Annotated in this window: 13 protein-coding genes; 2 read left to right on the top strand and 11 right to left on the bottom strand. The window is 72.4% G+C overall.

Features of this window, described 5'->3' with window-relative positions; translation table 11 throughout:
• Positions 1 to 44: 44 nt before the first annotated feature.
• From ACFY61_RS06580 to ACFY61_RS06560, 5 genes are all read right to left on the bottom strand, one after another.
• Positions 45 to 1,313, bottom strand: a complete 1,269-nt coding sequence (locus tag ACFY61_RS06580) for a glutamate-5-semialdehyde dehydrogenase (RefSeq protein ID WP_389467757.1) — start codon at positions 1,311 to 1,313, stop codon at positions 45 to 47.
• A gap of 497 nt (positions 1,314 to 1,810) precedes the next feature.
• Positions 1,811 to 2,206: a hypothetical protein gene (locus tag ACFY61_RS06575; RefSeq protein WP_389467755.1), complete on the bottom strand. Its 396-nt coding sequence runs from the start codon at positions 2,204 to 2,206 to the stop codon at positions 1,811 to 1,813.
• 85 nt (positions 2,207 to 2,291) lie between these two features.
• A complete protein-coding gene (proB, locus tag ACFY61_RS06570; RefSeq protein WP_389468184.1) occupies positions 2,292 to 3,377 on the bottom strand; it encodes a glutamate 5-kinase in 1,086 nt (361 codons plus the stop codon).
• Between the two features lie 134 nt (positions 3,378 to 3,511).
• On the bottom strand, positions 3,512 to 3,943 hold the full coding sequence (locus tag ACFY61_RS06565) for a GtrA family protein (protein ID WP_389467752.1): 432 nt from the start codon (positions 3,941 to 3,943) through the stop codon (positions 3,512 to 3,514).
• Positions 3,940 to 4,881 carry a glycosyltransferase family 2 protein gene (locus ACFY61_RS06560; RefSeq protein WP_389467749.1) on the bottom strand — a complete coding sequence of 314 codons (942 nt, stop codon included), beginning with the start codon at positions 4,879 to 4,881 and terminating at the stop codon, positions 3,940 to 3,942. Before ACFY61_RS06560 ends, ACFY61_RS06565 begins: the two co-directional genes overlap by 4 nt.
• Before the next feature lie 128 nt (positions 4,882 to 5,009).
• Between ACFY61_RS06560 and ACFY61_RS06555 the strand changes: the two genes are divergently transcribed.
• Together ACFY61_RS06555 and ACFY61_RS06550 are read left to right on the top strand one after the other, a co-directional pair.
• Positions 5,010 to 7,877, top strand: coding sequence for a CDP-glycerol glycerophosphotransferase family protein (locus tag ACFY61_RS06555; protein WP_389468181.1), 2,868 nt, complete (start codon positions 5,010 to 5,012; stop codon positions 7,875 to 7,877).
• Complete coding sequence (locus ACFY61_RS06550) at positions 7,874 to 9,022, top strand: glycosyltransferase (RefSeq protein WP_389467747.1); 1,149 nt, start codon at positions 7,874 to 7,876, stop codon at positions 9,020 to 9,022. The genes ACFY61_RS06555 and ACFY61_RS06550 overlap by 4 nt, the downstream gene beginning before the upstream one ends.
• 102 nt (positions 9,023 to 9,124) lie before the next feature.
• Here ACFY61_RS06550 and galE read toward each other — a convergent pair whose 3' ends face one another.
• The 6 genes from galE to ACFY61_RS06520 form a co-directional block, all read right to left on the bottom strand.
• Positions 9,125 to 10,120 (bottom strand): UDP-glucose 4-epimerase GalE, encoded by a 996-nt coding sequence (gene galE / locus ACFY61_RS06545; RefSeq protein WP_389467745.1) that lies wholly within the window; start codon positions 10,118 to 10,120, stop codon positions 9,125 to 9,127.
• Between the two features lie 42 nt (positions 10,121 to 10,162).
• Positions 10,163 to 11,770: a glycosyltransferase gene (locus ACFY61_RS06540; RefSeq protein ID WP_389467743.1), complete on the bottom strand. Its 1,608-nt coding sequence runs from the start codon at positions 11,768 to 11,770 to the stop codon at positions 10,163 to 10,165.
• Positions 11,771 to 11,825: 55 nt separating this feature from the next.
• Positions 11,826 to 13,271: a GTPase ObgE gene (obgE, locus tag ACFY61_RS06535; protein ID WP_389467740.1), complete on the bottom strand. Its 1,446-nt coding sequence runs from the start codon at positions 13,269 to 13,271 to the stop codon at positions 11,826 to 11,828.
• Positions 13,272 to 13,423: 152 nt separating this feature from the next.
• The gene (rpmA, locus tag ACFY61_RS06530; RefSeq protein ID WP_008738950.1) at positions 13,424 to 13,678 is read right to left on the bottom strand and encodes a 50S ribosomal protein L27; all 255 of its coding nucleotides are present in this window, start codon (positions 13,676 to 13,678) and stop codon (positions 13,424 to 13,426) included.
• 14 nt (positions 13,679 to 13,692) lie between these two features.
• A complete protein-coding gene (gene rplU / locus ACFY61_RS06525; protein WP_389467738.1) occupies positions 13,693 to 14,013 on the bottom strand; it encodes a 50S ribosomal protein L21 in 321 nt (106 codons plus the stop codon).
• A 583-nt stretch (positions 14,014 to 14,596) separates the two neighbouring features.
• On the bottom strand, positions 14,597 to 18,274 hold a 3,678-nt coding region (locus tag ACFY61_RS06520; RefSeq protein ID WP_389467736.1), incomplete at its 5' end, for a ribonuclease E/G.

Here is an 18,274-nt window from a genome sequence, read left to right as displayed (position 1 = left end):
CAGGTCGTGCGCGGCAATTCGGCCACGCCCGGTTCGCCCGCCGGTTACCGCACGTGACCGTCGCCGGTGACGATGTACTTGGTGGAGGTGAGCTCCGGCAGGCCCATGGGGCCGCGGGCGTGCAGCTTCTGGGTGGAGATGCCGATCTCCGCGCCGAAGCCGAACTGGCCACCGTCGGTGAACCGGGTGGAGGCGTTCACGGCGACGGTGGTGGAGTCGACCAGCTGGGTGAAGCGGCGGGCGGCGGCCTGGGAGGTGGTGACGATGGCCTCGGTGTGGCCGGAGGTCCAGCGGCGGATGTGGGCGACGGCGTCGTCCAGGGAGTCCACGACGCCGGCGGCGATGTCGTAGGAGAGGTATTCGGCGGCCCAGTCCTCGTCGGTGGCGGGCACGGCGTTGACCTTGGAGTCCTCGGCGGCGGCGAGGACCCGCGCGTCGGCGTGGACGGTGACCCCGGCGTCGGCGAGGGCGTCGAGGGCGCGGGGCAGGAAGGCGTCGGCGATGTCGCGGTGGACGAGCAGGGTCTCGGCGGCGTTGCAGACGGAGGGGCGCTGGGCCTTGGAGTTGACGAGGATCTCCACGGCCATGTCGAGGTCGGCCTGGGCGTCCACGTAGACGTGGCAGTTGCCGGTGCCGGTCTCGATGACCGGGACGGTGGACTCCTCGACGACGGTCTTGATGAGGGAGGCGCCGCCGCGCGGGATCAGGACGTCGACGAGGCCGCGGGCTCGCATCAGCTCGCGGACGGAGTCGCGGGACTCGCCGGGCACGAGCTGGATGGCGTCGGCGGGGATGCCGGTGCTCTCCACGGCGTCGCGGAGGATCGCGACGAGGGCGGTGTTGGAGGCGTAGGCGGAGGAGCTGCCGCGCAGCAGGACGGCGTTGCCGGACTTCAGGCAGAGGGCGGCGGCGTCGACGGTGACGTTGGGGCGGGCCTCGTAGATGATGCCGACGACGCCGAGGGGGACGCGGATCTGGCGGAGGTCGATGCCGTTGGGGAGGGTGGAGCCGCGGACGACCTCGCCGACGGGGTCGGGGAGGGCGGCGACGTCGCGCACGTCGGAGGCGATGGCGCGGATCCGCTCGGGGGTGAGGGTGAGGCGGTCGATGACGGTCTCGCTGGTGCCGGCTTCGCGGGCCTTGGCGATGTCGGTGGCGTTGGCCTCGACGATCTCGGCGGTACGGGCCTCCAGGGCGTCGGCGATCGCCAGCAGCGCGGTGTCCTTGGCGGACCGCGGGAGGGGGGCGGTGGCCGCGGCGGCGGTGCGGGCGCGGTGCGCGGTGGCGATGACGGGCGAGGCGTTCGAGGTCATGCCGCCCAGGGTAATCCGCGCGACGCTCCCCTCCCGGGCGTATCCCACCCCCCGAGACACCACCCCGGCCCGCGGGGCCCCGGCCGGTCTGGCCCGGCCCGGCCCGGTGTGGGCAATCGTCCCGCTGGGCGGGACGGGTGGGCACACCGGGACGCCCCCGCGCAGCGGCCGTACCCCCGCCCGGCCGAAGCCGCCGCCCGGCGGGGTGGGCGTACCCCCGCCCGGCCGAAGCCGCCGCCCGGCGGGGTGGGCGTACCCCCGCCCGGGGGCCGGGCCGGGGGCCGCAACCGGGCCGGGCCAGGGCCGGGGGCTCCGCTGTCGGGCGGGGCCGGGGGGCGGGGTGCACGCTGCGTGGCCGGTGCGGGCCGGTGTGCCGTGTGCCCACCCGTGCCGCCCCAGCGGCACGACTGCCCACACGGAGGCAGGCGGCGCCACCGCCCGGCCGCGGGCGACCACACGGCGGCGGGCCGGTGCCGCCGCGGCCGGGCGGGCGGGGGTCAGTACGGGTGGACGCCTACCGGGTGGGCCGGGGGTGGGCCGTAGCCCTCGGCCACGCGTTGGTGGTACGTGGCGCGGTCGATGACCTCCAGCCCCACGATCTCCCACGCCGGCAGCTTCGCCGTGGAGCGGTGCTCCCCCCACAGGCGGAGGGCCACCGCCGCCGCGTCGTGGAGGTCGCGCGCCTCCTCCCAGTAGCGGATCTCCGCGTGGTCGCCGGCGTAGCGGCTGGTCAGCAGGAAGGGGTGGTCGTGGGCCAGCTGCTCCAGGCCGCGTCGCACCTCCGCCAGCGGCACCGGTTTGCCGGAGACGCTCAGGGTGACGTGCCACAGGCGGGCCTCCGCCGGGTCCTCGTGTCCGCCGCCGCCCGCGACGCTGGTCAGCGCTCGTCTCACCGGTCGCCTCCTTACGCCCTGCCGGTGTGCCCGCCTCCCACAGTTGACCAGGCCCGGGCCCGCCTTGCGGCGGTTTTGCAGAACCTCAGCCCTGGAGCAGAACCAGATCGTCCCGGTGGACGACCTCCCGTTCGTACTCGGGTCCGAGTTCCCGCGCGAGCTCGCGAGTGGAGCGCCCCAGCAGCTGCGGCAGTTCCTTCGCGTCGAAGTTGACCAGGCCCCGGGCGATGGGCCGGCCGTCGGCCGTGCGCAGTTCGACGGGGTCGCCCGCGGTGAAGTCGCCCTCGACGGCCGCGATGCCGGCGGGCAGGAGCGAGCTGCCGCGTTCGGTGACGGCGCGTACCGCGCCCGCGTCGAGGACGAGGTGGCCCTGAGGGGTGGAGGCGTGCTGGAGCCACAGCAGGCGGTCCGCGGAGCGCTTGCCCGTGGCGTGGAAGTGGGTGCCGGTGAGACGGCCGGCGAGGGCGTCCGCGGCCTGGCTGGCGGAGGTGAGGACGACGGGGATGCCCGCGGCGGCGGCGATCCGGGCCGCCTCGACCTTGGTGACCATGCCGCCGGTGCCCACGCCCGCCTTGCCGGCGCTGCCGATGCTGACGTGCGCGATGTCGTCGGGGCCGCGGACCTCCTCGATCCGGGTGGTGCCGGGGAGGGAGGGGTCGCCGTCGTAGAGGCCGTCGACGTCGGAGAGGAGGACGAGCAGGTCGGCGCGGACGAGGTGGGCCACCAGCGCGGCCAGCCGGTCGTTGTCGCCGAAGCGGATCTCGTCCGTGGCGACGGTGTCATTCTCGTTGACGACGGGCAGGGCGCCCATGCTCAGGAGCTGGTCCAGGGTGCGGTACGCGTTGCGGTAGTGCGCGCGGCGGCTGGTGTCGTCGGTGGTGAGCAGCACCTGGCCGACGCGGACTCCGTAGCGGGCGAAGGAGGCGGTGTACCGGGCGACGAGCAGGCCCTGGCCGACGCTGGCGGCCGCCTGCTGCCGGGCCAGGTCGGTGGGGCGGCGGCGCAGGCCGAGCGGGGAGAGGCCGGCGGCGATGGCGCCGGAGGAGACCAGCACGATCTCCTTCTCGCCGCCGCTGCGGGCCTTGGCCAGGACGTCGACCAGGGCGTCGACCCTGTCGGCGTCGAGGCCGCCGGCCGCGGTGGTGAGGGAGGAGGAGCCGACCTTCACCACGATCCTGCGGGCGTCCACGATGCCCGCCCGTCGCCCATCCTGACTTGCCCCTGACACGTACTTCCCCTTGCCCGACGAGCCCGACATTCCTGGACTCAATCTAAGGGCTGCCGGCGGAGGGGCGCGCCCGGGTTTCAGACCGTGGACGCGGGCCGGGTGGACGGCTGCTCGGCCTGTGCCTCGGCGGCGCGGGCCGCGCCGGGGACGAGGATCTTGCGGGAGAGCAGGAAGGTGAACGGGATCGCGACCACCGCGGCGACCAGCGGCGCGATCCGGGTGTCCATGCCGGCCCAGGTGACCAGCGCGTACAGGCCCACCGACTGGATGACGTAGTTGGTGACGTTGGTCAGCGGGAAGAGCAGGAACTTCTTCCAGGTGGGCCGGGTCCGGTAGGTGAAGTACGTGTTCATGAAGAACGAGCCGACCATCGACAGCAGGAAGGCGAGGGTGTACGCGGCGAAGTACGGCATCCACGGGTGCAGGAGCAGGTAGATGCCGAAGAAGGTGCCGGTGTTGACCGCTCCGACGAGGCCGAAGCGGACGATCTGGCCGAGCTGCTCCTTCACCGGGCGTCCCGGTCGGCGCCGTGTGATTCCTTCACCAGGAAGTGCGGGCGGCGCTTGGTCTCGTAGTAGATGCGGCCGATGTACTCGCCGATGAGGCCGAGCATGGTCATCTGGACGCCGCCCAGGCCGACGATGATCGCGACGAGGGTGACGTAACCGGGGGTGGTGACCCCCGTGGTGAGGGCCTGGCCGATCACCCAGAGGGTGTAGAGCGCGCCCAGCGCGGTCAGGGCGGCGCCGATCCAGATCGCCAGCCGGAGCGGGCGGTTGTTGAACGAGATCAGCCCGTCCATGGCGTAGTTCAGCAGGGAGCCGAACTTCCACTTGGTCTCGCCGGCCTCGCGCTGCGCGTTCTGGTAGTCGAACGTGACGGTGTCGAAACCGATCCAGGAGAACAGGCCCTTGGAGAACCGGTTGTACTCGCCGAGGGAGAGGAGCGCGTCCACGGCGGGCCGGGACAGCAGCCGGAAGTCGCCGACGCCGTCGGTGAGCTCGACGTCCACCCAGCTGTTGACCGCGCGGTAGTAGAGGCGGCTCAGCGCGCTGCGGACCTTCTTGTCGCCCTCGCGGTTGCGGCGGGCGATGATCTGGTCGTGGCCGAGGTCGTAGAGGTCGAGCATCCTGCCGATCAGCTCCGGCGGGTGCTGGAGGTCGGCGTCCATGATGACGACCGCGTCGCCGGTGGCTTCGCGCAGGCCGGCGAGCATGCCGGCCTCCTTGCCGAAGTTGCGGCTGAAGGAGACGTACCGGGTCTGCTCGGGCTGCTGCTCGGCGATCTTGCGCAGCTTGGCGAGGGTGCCGTCGCGGCTGCCGTCGTCGACGTAGCAGACTTCGTATTCCACCGGGAGGGAGTCGAGGACCTTGCGGATCTCCGTGTCGAAGCTGTCGATCACGGCTTCTTCGTTGTAGCAAGGAACGACTACGGACAGCTTCGTCATGAACACTTCCTGCTGGGGCGGATCCGCATGCCCTAGAAGTATGCACGCCGCTCGCCCGGCGACCGGAGTCGAGTGGAACACAGGGTAGTTTTGACGGGTTAAGCGGAATGGAACAAATAGGGATCGAGGTGCACGTGCCTGACGTCTCCGTGGTCGTGATCGTCTACAACGACGCAGAGCGTCTGCCGACGGCCGTCCAGTCGGTTGTGGACCAGACCCTGCAGGGGGTCGAAGTCGTCATCGTCGACGACTGCAGCAAGGACCGGTCGTTCGAGGTCGCCAAGGAACTCGAGGCCGCGCACCCGGGGAGAGTGCGCGCATTCCAGCTGCCGCAGAACAGCGGTGGCTGCGGTGCTCCGCGCAACCACGGCATCCAGCAGGCCGCCGGCACCTACGTCATGTTCCTCGACAGTGACGACGTGCTGGAGCGCAACGCCTGCCGGAACATGCTGGACGCCGCCGAGCGGACCGGAGCCGACCTGGTCTCCGGCATGTGCGTACGGGTCCACCTCGACAACCGCTTCCGCAAGACCACCGAGTGGTACCCGTGGATCTACTCCCGGACGCGGACGCTGGAGTCCGTCACCGAGTACCCCGACCTGCTGGTCTACGACACCCTCTCCACGAACAAGTGCTACCGGCGCGAGTTCCTGCTGGAGCAGGGCCTGGAGTTCCCCGTCGGCATCCACTACGAGGACCTGCTGTTCTCCGCGCAGGCGTACGTGGCGGCCGGCCGGATCACCCTGATCCCCAACCACGTCTACTTCTGGAACGTCCAGGAAAAGGCCGCTTCGAAGTCCATCAGCAACCGACGTCACGAAATCGCCAATTTCGTCCACCGGATGGAGATCCACCGCCGCGTCGACGAACTCCTGGCCGACAAGGGTTACGACCAGCTCAAGTCGGCGAAGGACGCCAAGTTCCTCAAGCACGACCTGGTGCTGCACCTCCGTGACCTGCACCTGCTGGACGACGACTACCGGCAGGAGTTCGCCCGGCTGGCCAACGGCTACCTGGCGGGCATCGACCCGGCCGCGTACGACCACGTCAACCACCTCCAGGCGATCTGCGCCTACCTGCTCGGCAAGGAGGACTGGGACAACCTCCTCCCGGCCGCCGAGTCGATGACCAACCGCGGCCGGCTGACCTCCGCGCTGGCCGAGCGCGACGGCCGCGTCTACTGGTGCGGCGAGCACCTCGACGAGGCCGAGGCCCGGCGGATACTGGACGTCACCGACCAGGGCTTCCACACCGCCCCGCTGTCCTCCCTCGCGCTGGGCAACCGGCTCACCTCGTACGAGGACGACGGCCGCGGCACCGTCCGGATGTCCGGCGCGGTGGTCAACCCGCTGGGGCGCATCGCCGCGGACGTCCCGCTCAAGGCGGAGCTGGAGTTCCGGGCCCGCAGGCAGATCGGCGTGAAGTCGTTCAGCTTCCCGGTGGAGTCGGTCCGGCACGCCGGTGACACGATCGAGTGGACCGCGAAGGCCGACGTCGGCCGCACCGTCCGGCCGCTCGGCATCATCGACGCCGTCTGGGACGTCCGGCTGAAGCTGACGGCCGGCGGCGACAAGATCCTCACCCGGGTCGCGGTCGGCGGGGTCGACCTGGAGGAGGCGGCCGCGCTGCGGGTCCGCCCCCGGCTGACCCGGCTGGTCTCGGACCGCTTCGAGCCGGAGATCACCAAGAAGGGCAACCTCTCCTACGTGCTCACCGCCGAGGGCGCGGCCGCGGTCCGCACCCAGGCGCTGATCAACAACGCCATGCAGGGCAGGGCCGCCGGACTGGTCAAGCGCAGCCTGAAGAAGGCGCTGAAGACCAAGCGGAACATCGGCTCCGGCGAGCAGAAGGTGAAGGTCTACCACGAGGTCTTCTCGAAGCTGCCGGTCAAGAAGGGCCTGGTCGTCTTCGAGAGCCACATGGGCAAGCAGTACAGCGACAGCCCGCGCGCCATCTACGAGGAGATGGTCCGCCAGGGCGTCGAGTTCGAGGCCGTGTGGTCCTACGCAGGCAAGCCCACCGGGTTCCCCAAGGACGCCACCCTCGTCAAGCGGTGGAGCTGGCAGTACCTGCGGGCCCTGGCCCAGGCCGAGTTCTGGATCGACAACCAGGGCTTCCCGCTGGCCCTGGCCAAGCGCCCGGGCACCACGTACATCCAGACCTGGCACGGCTCCGCGCTCAAGCGGATGGGCTTCCACGAGCCGCGCACCAAGGCGCTCGGCCAGGACGGGCAGGCCGCCTTCCAGAAGGCCATCGACCGGTTCGACCACTTCCTGGTCCGGTCCGAGTACGACACCCGCACCCTCGCCAAGGGCTTCCGGCTCCGCGAGGACGTGCTGCTGCGCTGCGGCTACCCGCGCAACGACGCGCTGGTCGAGGCGCAGCGGGCGGAGGCGGACAGCGGCGAGCGGGTGCGCGGGCCGCTGGCCGCCGAGCTGGGCATCGACCCGGGCAAGAAGGTGCTGCTGTACGCGCCGACGTTCCGGGCCGCCGCGGACGGTTCGGTGGAGGGCTTCAGCTTCCCGTTCGACGTGGAGGAGTTCGCCGACCGGCTGGGGGACCGTTTCACCCTGCTGGTGCGCACCCACTACCTGAACAGCGTCACCCTGCCGCCGTCGGTGGCCGGGCGCGTCATCGACGTGTCCAAGCACCATGACGTCACCCCGCTGCTGGCCCTGGCGGACGGCCTGATCACCGACTACTCCTCGGTGATGTTCGACTACGCGGTCCTGGACCGGCCGATGCTGTTCTTCGCGTACGACTACGAGGCCTACGCGACGGACACCCGCGGCACCTACTTCGACCTCAAGTCGAAGGCGCCCGGTCCGGTCGTGGCCACGGCCGACGAACTGCTGCAGGCGGTCGCCGCCTTCGACGAGGCGGACGCCAAGTACGCCGAGGCGAGGCAGCGTTTCCTGGCCGAGTTCGGTGAGTACGACCGCGGGGACGCCGCCCGCCGGATCGTCGAGAAGTTCTTCAAGGGGAGCGGCAAGTGAGCCGGGACATCTTCTTCGTCTCCAACAGCGTCGACGAGATCGGCGGGGTGACGACCTGGTCGCACCAGATGGCCCGGCTGCTGAGCGACCGCGGCCACCGCGTCCACGTGATCGGCATCGCGCCGGTCGAGGACCACATCCGCCAGGAGTTCCCGGCGGACCTGCCGTACGCGACCACCACGCTGTACGACGTACGGCCGCCCTCTCCGCGGGCGCTGCGCGGGCTCAAGGGGAAGCTGAACGCGCCGGAGCGGCGCCGCCAGGCGGCCCGGCGGGCCGCCATGCACGAGCAGGCGGAGAAGCTGAACGGGCTGTTCCGCGCGGCCCGGCCGGGTGCCGTGGTGATCTGCACCCAGGTGTGGGCGATGGAGTGGGTGGCGCTGGCCGACACCAAGGGGCTTACCGTGATCGGGATGAGCCACGAGTCGTTCGAGGCCAGCCACAAGTCCTCGCGGGGCTCCCGGGTCCGCCGGTTCTACAAGGACGTGGACCGGATGCTGGTGCTCACCCCGGAGGACGCGGACCTGTGGATCCGGGCGGGCATGGACAACACCGGCAGCATGCCGAACCCGCTGCCGTTCATGCCGGACGAGCCGGCGCCGCGCGAGGCGAAGGTGGTGGCCTGCGTGGGCCGGCTCGCCTTCGAGAAGGGCGTGGACCTGCTGCTGGACGCCTGGGCGGACGCCGCGCCGCAGCACCCCGACTGGAAGCTGCGGATCTACGGGGCCGGCGCGGAGGAGGCGACGCTGCGCGCGTACTGCACCTCCCTCGGCCTGGACGACTCGGTGGAGTGGATGGGCAGCACCGGTGACGTGCTGGGCGCGCTGCGCGGCGCCTCGGTGTTCGCGCAGGCCTCGCGCGCGGAGGGCTTCCCGATCACGCTGCTGGAGGCGATGGCGGCGGGCGTGGCCCCGGTGGCCTTCGACTGCGCGCCGGGCGTCCGCGAGATCGTCACGCACGCCGAGGACGGCCTGCTGGCCCGGCTCGGCAACACGGTGGAGCTGGCCGGGCACCTGGACCGGCTGATGTCCGACAAGGGGCTGCGGGACCGGATGGGCGATGCCGCGTTCCACAACGTGAAGCGGTACTCCAGTGCGGAGATCACCGACCGGTGGGAAGAGCTGTTCGCGTTCCTGCAGCGCTAGCCGCCGGCCGGCGCGGCACGAGGAGCACGTGAAGGAGGCCGCCCTCCCCGGGAAGCGGGGACGGCGGCCTCCTTCGTGTACCCGGGCCGTGCGGCCCGCCGGTCAGCGCTCGTGGTGGACCAGGCTCTTGTTGGCCTGCCAGCCGGCCCACGCCGAGACGATCATCTCGCGGACGTCGTGGCGGGCCTTCCAGCCCAGTTCGGCCGCGATCCGGTCGGCGGACGCGACGACCTTCGCCGGGTCGCCGGGGCGGCGCGGAGTGACGACCGGCGCCTGGTCGTGCCCGGTCAGTTCGCCGAGGAGGTCGACCATCTCGCGCACGGAGACGCCTTCGCCACGGCCGATGTTGACGGTGAGGTCCTTGTACTCGCCGGCGCCCGCCCACTCGGCGAGCTTGCGGGCGGCGGCCACGTGGGCCTCGGCGAGGTCCTCGACGTGGATGTAGTCGCGGATGCAGGTGCCGTCCGGGGTGGGGTAGTCGTCGCCGAAGATCCGCGCGCCCTCGCCCCGGTCGTACCGCTCGAAGACCATCGGGACCAGGTTGAACACGCCGGTGTCGGCGAGCTCGGGGGTCGCGGCGCCGGCCACGTTGAAGTAGCGCAGGCAGGCGGTGGCGATGCCGTGCGCCTTGCCGGCCGCCCGGACCAGCCACTCGCCGGCCAGCTTGGTCTCGCCGTACGGGCTGAGCGGCGCGGGCGGGGTCTGCTCGGTGACCAGGTCCACGTCGGGCATGCCGTAGACGGAGGCCGAGGAGGAGAACAGGAAGTTGCGGATGCCGGCGGCGGCGACCGCGCCGAGCAGGACCTGGAGGCCCTCCACGTTCTCGTGGTAGTAGTACAGCGGCTTCTCGACGGACTCGCCGACCTGCTTCTTGCCGGCCAGGTGGACCACGCCGGTGATCTTGTGCTCGCGGATGGTCTGGTCGAGGACCAGCCGGTCCAGGACCGAGCCGATCACCAGGGGCACGCCCTCGGGGACCCGGTCCTCGTTACCGGTGGACAGGTCGTCCAGGACCACGACCTTCTCCCCCGCGGCGACCATCGCGCGGACGACGTGCGAGCCGATGTACCCGGCTCCACCGGTGATCAGAAACGTCATTACGGGTCTCCCGAGTCTGTCCGTTGTCGTGCGGGCGCCCTGCTAGGCGCCACGGCCCATGCGGGCCCGGCCGAGGCGGTTGCGCGCGAGGCTCGCCACGCCGTTGGCCCCCGCTGCCAGTCGCAGCGCGAGCCCTCCGGCAGCAGTCCGGTAGGACTGCGCCAGCAGAACACCGTACCGGCTGCTGAACAACGCCCGGCGACGCAGCAGGTCACCGAGCGGCCGCAAGGAGGTAACCAGGACGTTTCCGTCCTCGCAGCGCACCTCCGCCCGCAGGTCCCACAGCTGGATCCCGCGCAGGCCGCGACGGCGGCCGAGCACGGTCAGCGCGGCGAGCTTGAAGGGCACCTCCGCGGCCCAGGAGCCCTCCTCGGCGGCGCGGAGCGGAACCGCGGGCTCCGACACCGGCTCGCCCCCTCCGGCGGGCAGGAAGAGCAGCCGCACGGTCGCCGGGCGGGCCTGCGCGAGCCGCCCGTACAGGTCGTGCACCCGGACGGCCAGCGCGCCGGCCCCGCCCGGGCGGGCGTCGACGGCGACCGGGAGCTCCTCGAACGGCAGCTCGGCGAGCCCGTCCAGGACGGCGCCGGGCAGCTCCTCGCTCCACACCGGGGTGCCGTCGGCGGACACCGCGTACGGCGGCAGCAGCGCGGGCGGCTCCGCGGCGAACCGGGCCAGCCGGGCGGTGCCGGCCGGCGGCACGGGCGTGGCCCGCAGGACCCGCACCAGCCAGCGGACCTTCGCCGGTGTGGCCTCGACGGCGGCCTCGTCGAAGGTGTCCAGGTACTCGCGGGTCAGCGTCCACCAGGCCCGCTGGTAGTCGGGGTCGGTGCCGAGCTCCCTGAGGTACATCCGCAGGTCGTACTCCAGGAACTTGACCCGGCAGGCGTGCCCGAGCTCCGGGGAGGAGGCCTGGAGGATCGCGGCGGCCCGCCGGTGCGCCTCCACTCGGGAGCGCCAGTTGCCGACGTCCTTGCGGTCCAGGGAGATCGACACCTGGGCTGCGCTGCGCCGCACGTGCCAGACGTAGACCAGGTCGTCGATGACGGCCACGCGGGGGCCGGCGGCCAGCACCCGCGCGGTGAAGACGAAGTCCTCGTAGACGAACCTGCCGTCGGGGAAGCGGATCCCGTTCTTCTCCAGGAACTCCCGCTCGTAGAGCTTGTTGACGCAGAGGGTGTCGCGGACCAGCTCCGGCCGCTGGTCCGGCCGTTCGATCACGTCGCCCGGGGTGTACAGGCCCGGCACCCAGGGGACCTCGTTGCCGTGCGGCAGCTCGCGGCGCACGCAGGCGCCCACGGTGACCTGTGCCTCGTGTCTGGTGGCGGCGGCCACCAGGGCGTCGGCGGCCCCCTCCGGCAGGACGTCGTCACTGTCGAGGAACAGCACGTACGGGGCGGTGGCGGCGGCGATGCCGTCGTTGCGGGGGGTGCCGCAGCCGCCGCTGTTCTCCGCCCGGTGGATCACCTTCAGGCGCGGGTGCTCGTCGGCCAGCCCGTCCAGCACCGCACCGGTGCCGTCGGACGACCTGTCGTTCACCGCGATCACCTCGCGGACGACCGGGCCCTGGGCGAGTGCCGAAGCGACGGCCTCGCCCACGAGCCCGGCGTCGTTGTAGGCGATCACGACGACGCTGACGCATGGGTTGTTCACCGGACGGATCCTACGGGAGCCGGGTAAACCTGGATTCACCCCTGCGGGCGAGTCATCAGAACGGGCGGAACTCGTCGAATTCGCGCTGCGCGGCGTCACCGCGCTGTGCTTCCTTGTCCTTGCGGCGCTGGACCGCCGGACGGGGGGCGTCCATGCGGTGGTCCTCGCCACGGCGGCCGAGCATCTCGGCGCCGGCCATCATGGTCGGCTCCCAGTCGAAGACCACCGCGTTCTCGTCCGGGCCGATCGCCACGCCGTCGCCCGCACGGGCGCCGGCCTTCATCAGCTGCTCTTCGACGCCGAGGCGGTTGAGCCGGTCCGCCAGGTAGCCGACGGCCTCGTCGTTGTTGAAGTCGGTCTGCCGGACCCAGCGCTCCGGCTTCTCGCCGCGCACGCGGTACAGGTCCTCCTGCTCGTCGTAGGTGACGGTGAAGCCCGCGTCGTCCACGGCCTTCGGGCGGATGACGATCCGGGTGGCCTCCTGCTTGGGCTTGCGCGCCCGGGCCCGGGCCACGATCTCCGCGAGGGCGAAGGACAGCTCCTTCAGGCCCGTACGGGCCACCGCGGACACCTCGAAGACCTTGTAGCCGCGCTCCTCCAGCTCGGGCCGGATCATCTCGGCGAGGTCCCGGCCGTCGGGGACGTCGACCTTGTTCAGCACCACCAGGCGGGGGCGCTTCTCCAGGCCGCCGCCGTAGAGCCGCAGCTCCTCCTCGATGACGTCGAGGTCGGAGACCGGGTCCCGGTCGGACTCCAGGGTGGCGGTGTCCAGTACGTGCACCAGCACGGAGCAGCGCTCCACGTGCCGGAGGAACTCCAGGCCCAGGCCGCGGCCCTGGCTGGCGCCGGGGATCAGGCCGGGGACGTCGGCGATGGTGTAGACGGTGGAGCCGGCGGTGACCACGCCCAGGTTCGGGACCAGGGTGGTGAACGGGTAGTCGGCGATCTTCGGCTTGGCCGCGGAGAGCACCGAGATCAGCGAGGACTTGCCGGCGCTGGGGTAGCCGACGAGGGCCACGTCGGCGACGGTCTTCAGCTCCAGGACGATGTCGCCGAGGTCACCGGGCTCGCCGAGCAGCGCGAAACCGGGCGCCTTGCGGCGGGCCGAGGCGAGCGCGGCGTTGCCGAGGCCGCCACGGCCGCCCTGGGCGGCGACGTAGGTGGTGCCCTCGCCGACCAGGTCGGCGAGGACGTTGCCCTGCTTGTCGAGGACGACCGTGCCGTCCGGAACGGGCAGGACCAGGTCCTGGCCGTCCTTGCCGGAGCGGTTGCCGCCCTCGCCGGGCTTGCCGTTGGTGGCCTTGCGGTGCGGGCTGTGGTGGTACTCCAGCAGCGTGGTGATCGACTGGTCGACGGTCAGGATCACGTCGCCGCCGCGGCCACCGTTGCCGCCGTCGGGGCCGCCGAGCGGCTTGAACTTCTCCCGGTGTACGGAGGCGCAGCCGTGGCCTCCGTTACCCGCGGCGACGTGCAGCTCGACGCGGTCCACGAAGGTGGTCATGGTTGTTCCTCCAGAGATGTACAGCGATGTACGGGAAAGTCCGTGCGCTACTGCCTGTGTAACGCGCCGAGGGCGGACCCGCTTCCCGGCACAGCCGGGAAGACTCAGATCCGCCCTCGGTGAGTTTCGAACGCCTAGATCAGATGATCGGATCAGGCGGCCGGAACGATGTTCACGACCTTGCGGCCACGGTGGGTGCCGAACTGCACCGCGCCGGCCTGCAGGGCGAACAGCGTGTCGTCGCCACCACGGCCGACACCGGCGCCCGGGTGGAAGTGGGTGCCGCGCTGGCGGACGAGGATCTCACCAGCGGAAACGACCTGACCGCCGAAGCGCTTCACGCCGAGCCGCTGGGCATTGGAGTCGCGACCGTTCCGGGTGGACGATGCGCCCTTCTTGTGTGCCATTGCTCAGTCCCTCTTTACTTCGCGGCCGTCGGGATGGACGTGACCTTGATCGCCGTGTACTGCTGACGGTGACCCTGGCGACGGCGGTAGCCCGTCTTGTTCTTGTAGCGCAGGATGTCGATCTTGGCGCCCTTGTGGTGGTCCACGACCTCGGCCTGGACCTTGATGCCGGCCAGGACCCACGGGTCGGAGGTCACGGCGTCGCCGTCGACAACGAGCAGGGTCGAGAGCTCGACCGTGTCGCCAACCTGGGCAGTGGAAATCTTGTCAACCTCAACGATGTCGCCGACAGCAACCTTGTGCTGGCGACCACCGCTGCGCACGATGGCGTACACGCGGATCTCTCTCTCGCTCGAATGGAACCCCTGAAGCCAGCCGACCCCGCGGAACGCGGGCGGCCTCCCCCGTGCCGCTTGCGGCCCGGGAGGTGAGGTGCTCAGTGGCTGGCGCGCACGTAGACACGCCGACGGCCAAGGTTACGGGCAGGGGTTTCAGAGGTCAAACCGGGTCCCCGCGGCGGCGAGGGCGCGGCGCAGCTCCCCGTGCACCGCGTCCGTGAACGGGTCCCCCGGCGGGCCGGGCGTCACCGCGGTGACCAGCGCGAGGCCGGCGCCGACCAGCTCGACGTCGTACGGCTCGTAGCCGCCGGACTCGCCCGCCGGGAGGTCCCGGTACGGGTCCTGCGCGGCGCGTACGGTCAGCAGCGGCCGGGCCGGCGGCTGGTAGAGCAGCGGGCCAGCGGACGAGCCACGCGTCGAGGAAGGCCTCCACGGCCGGTCCCGCCGGTCCTCGGGCCAGGAAGACGCTGTCGACGCCGGTGACGTCCATCGGGGTCCTCGTTCCGCGCATACGGGACCGCCCCGGCCCGCGGGTGCGGGGCCGGGGCGGTCCGTCGTCGTGCGACCTGGTCCGGTCCGGTCAGGCGTCCGTGTCGGTGGAGGCCGTGACGGAGGGAGCGTTCTGCTCCGCCGCCGCGGTCTTCTTGGTCGCCTTCTTGGCCGTGGTCTTCTTCGCCGTCGTCTTCTTGGCGACGGCCTTCTTCGCGGTCGTCGTCTTCTTGGCGACGGCCTTCTTCGCCGGGGCCTTCTTGGCAGCCGTCTTACGGGCCGTCTTCTTGGCCGGAGCCGTCTCCTCGGCCGGAGCCTCGGACTCGGCCGCGGCCTCCGCCGGGGCTTCGGCCTCGGCCGTCTCCGTCTCGGCCGGGGTGCCGACGACCACGACCGCGGCCTCGGCGCCCGCCGGGGAACCGGCCGGAGCGGTGGCCTTGCGGGTGGCACGGCGGCGCGGACGCGCCGGGGCGGCCTCGACGACCGGCTCCGGCTCGGCCACCGGCTCGGCCACCGGCTCGGTCACCGCGGCGGCCTCGACCGCCGGGACGACGACCTCGGCAGCGGCCTCGGCAGCGGCCTCGGCCGGCTTCGGCGAACCCGCCGGAGCGGTGGCCTTGCGGGTGGCACGGCGGCGCGGACGCGCCGGGGCGGCCTCGACGACCGGCTCCGGCTCGGCCACCGCGGTGGCCTCGACGGTCTCCGCCGCCGCCACGGCCTCGGCGACGACCTCGGCGGCCGGCTCCAGGACGGTGTCCGCGGGCTCGGTCACCGGCTCGGCCTGCACCACCGGCTCCACCACGGCCTCGGCGACCGGCTCGGCGACCGGCTCGACGGCCGGCTCCGCGGCCTGGGCCGGCACGGCCCGCGCGGAGCGCGGGGCACCGGCCGGGGCCGTGGCCTTGCGGGTGGCGCGGCGGCGGTTGCGGCGCGGGCTCAGGCCCGCCGCGGCCTCCGCCTCGGCGGCGCTGCCGTACAGCTCCTCGTCCGGCGTGAACGCCGGCTCCGGAAGAGCCACCGGAGCGGCGGCCTCCGCCGCGACCTCGGCCTCCGACTCGGTCTCCACGGCCGGAACGGACGCGGCGGTCTCGACCGCCTCGAACGCCAGGTCGTGCTCGTGCTCGTGGCCCCGGCCGCCGCGCTTGCGCGCCCGCTTGCCGTTGCCGCCGCCGACCGCGGCCGGCTGCTCCATGTGGACGATCACACCGCGCCCGTTGCAGTGGACGCAGGTCTCGGAGAACGACTCCAGCAGGCCCTGGCCCACCCGCTTGCGGGTCATCTGGACCAGGCCCAGCGAGGTGACCTCGGCGACCTGGTGCTTCGTACGGTCCCGGCCCAGGCACTCCAGCATGCGCCGCAGCACCAGGTCCCGGTTGGACTCCAGCACCATGTCGATGAAGTCGATGACGACGATGCCGCCCAGGTCGCGCAGCCGCAGCTGGCGCACGATCTCCTCGGCCGCCTCCAGGTTGTTCCGGGTGACGGTCTCCTCCAGGTTCCCGCCCTGGCCCGTGAACTTGCCGGTGTTGACGTCGATGACGACCATCGCCTCGGTCTTGTCGATCACCAGGGAGCCGCCCGAGGGCAGCCACACCTTGCGGTCGAGCGCCTTGGCCAGCTGCTCGTCGATCCGGTACGTCGCGAAGACGTCCACCTCGGAGGTCCAGCGCTGCAGGCGGCCCGCGAGGTCCGGCGCGACGTGCGAGACGTAGCCGTGGATGGTCTCCCACGCCTCGTCACCGCTGACGATGACCTTGGAGAAGTCCTCGTTGAAGATGTCGCGGACGACGCGGACCGTCATGTCCGGCTCGCCGTACAGCAGGCTCGGCGACGAGGTCGAGATCTGCTTCGACTTCTTCTGGATGTCCTCCCACTGCGCCTGCAGGCGCTCGACGTCGCGGCGCAGCTCGTCCTCGCTGGCGCCCTCGGCGGCGGTGCGCACGATGACGCCCGCGTCCTCGGGGACGATCTTCTTGAGGATGGTCTTCAGCCGGGCGCGCTCGGTGTCGGGCAGCTTGCGGCTGATGCCGGTCATCGAGCCCTCGGGCACGTAGACCAGGTAGCGGCCGGGCAGCGAGACCTGAGAGGTCAGGCGGGCGCCCTTGTGGCCGATCGGGTCCTTGGTGACCTGGACCAGCACGGACTGGCCGGACTTCAGGGCGGACTCGATGCGGCGCGGCCCGTTGGCCATGCCGAGCGCCTCGAAGTTGACCTCGCCGGCGTACAGGACGGCGTTGCGGCCCTTGCCGATGTCGATGAAGGCGGCCTCCATCGACGGCAGCACGTTCTGGACCTTGCCCAGGTAGACGTTGCCGACGTACGAGGTGGCCTGCTCCTTGTTGACGTAGTGCTCGACGAGCACGTTGTCCTCGAGGACGCCGATCTGGGTGCGCTCGCCGTTCTGGCGGACGACCATCACGCGCTCGACTGCCTCGCGGCGGGCCAGGAACTCGGCCTCGGTGATGATCGGGACACGTCGGCGGCCCTGCTCGCGGCCCTCGCGGCGGCGCTGCTTCTTGGCCTCCAGGCGGGTGGAGCCCTTGATGGACTGCACCTCGTCCGTGCTCGAACCGGGCTCCCTCTCCCGCGCCGGACGCGGCTCGCGCACCTTGACGACGGTGCGGACGCCGTCCTCCTCGGCGGCCTCGGCCTCGGTGCCGGCGTCACCGGAGCGGCGACGGCGGCGACGGCGACGGCGGCTGGAGGCGGAACCCAGGGCGCCGGTGCCCTCGTCCTCTTCCTCCTCGTCCTCTTCCTCGGACCCGGCGGCGGCCTCCTCGGCCTCCTCCATCTCCTCGGCGGCCTCGTCGAGGTCGACGGCCTCGCCGCGACGACGACGGCGGCCACCACGGCGACGGCGGCGCGACGGACGCTCGTCCGACTCCTCGGCCTCCGCTTCGGACTCGGCCTCTTCCTCCACCTCCGGGAGGTCGGCGACCTCGGCCGGGACGGTCTCGACGACCGGCTCGGGCTCGGCGGCGGCCTCGCCACGGCGGCGACGGCGACGGCCGGAGGGCCTCGCGGGAGCCTCGGCGACGGCCTCGGTCTCGGTCTCCTCCTCGGCCTCCTCGGCTTCGGCCTCCTGAGCGGCGAGGTGCGCGGCGGCGGCCGCCGCGGCAGCGGTCTCCGGGGTCTGGAACATCGGCTCGGCGAACACCGGGGCCTGGAAGACGGGCACCGCGGGACGGGTGACCCGGCGGCCACGCGGCGCGGGGGCCTCTTCGGCGGCGGGCGCGGGCTCGACCGGCTGCGCGGGGGCGGTGGCCCGGGTGGCGCGGCGACGGGTACGGCCCTTGGGCGCGTCGACGACGTCCGCGACGGTCACGGGGGCCTGGGCGGCCTGCGGGGCCTGCGGGGCCTCGGCGGTCTCGACTGCGGCCTCGGCGGCGGGCTCGGCCTCGGTCGGAGCGGTCACGGCGCGCGTCGCCCGACGGCGGGTACGGCCCTTCGGCGCGGCCTCGGCGACCTCGGCGGTTTCCGCAACCGGAGCCTCGACGCTCTCGGGGGCCTCGGGGGCCTCCTCCACCGGAGCCTCCGCGACCGGAGCGGTCGCGGCACGGGTGGCCCGGCGGCGCGTACGGCCCTTCGGCGCGGCCTCGGCGACCTCAGCGGCCCCGGCGGCTTCCGCGACCGGAGCCTCGACCACCTGGGGGGCCTCGGGGACCTCGGCGGCCTCCGCGACCGGAGCGGTCGCGGCACGGGTGGCCCGGCGGCGCGTACGGCCCTTCGGCGCGGCCTCGGCGACCTCAGCGGCCCCGGCGGCTTCCGC

Origin of the sequence: Streptomyces sp. NPDC012888 (assembly GCF_042900645.1) — a bacterium.
GTDB lineage: Bacteria > Actinomycetota > Actinomycetes > Streptomycetales > Streptomycetaceae > Streptomyces.
This window is presented reverse-complemented; position numbering and strand designations above follow the sequence as displayed.

What these genes read in the sequence shown, in the direction of transcription:
- obgE (WP_389467740.1), bottom strand. Translation starts at nt 13,271, where the DNA reads ATGACCACCTTCGTGGACCGCGTCGAGCTGCACGTCGCCGCGGGTAAC.
- galE (WP_389467745.1), bottom strand. Translation starts at nt 10,120, where the DNA reads ATGACGTTTCTGATCACCGGTGGAGCCGGGTACATCGGCTCGCACGTC.
- ACFY61_RS06580 (WP_389467757.1), bottom strand. Translation starts at nt 1,313, where the DNA reads ATGACCTCGAACGCCTCGCCCGTCATCGCCACCGCGCACCGCGCCCGC.
- ACFY61_RS06560 (WP_389467749.1), bottom strand. Translation starts at nt 4,881, where the DNA reads ATGACGAAGCTGTCCGTAGTCGTTCCTTGCTACAACGAAGAAGCCGTG.
- rpmA (WP_008738950.1), bottom strand. Translation starts at nt 13,678, where the DNA reads ATGGCACACAAGAAGGGCGCATCGTCCACCCGGAACGGTCGCGACTCC.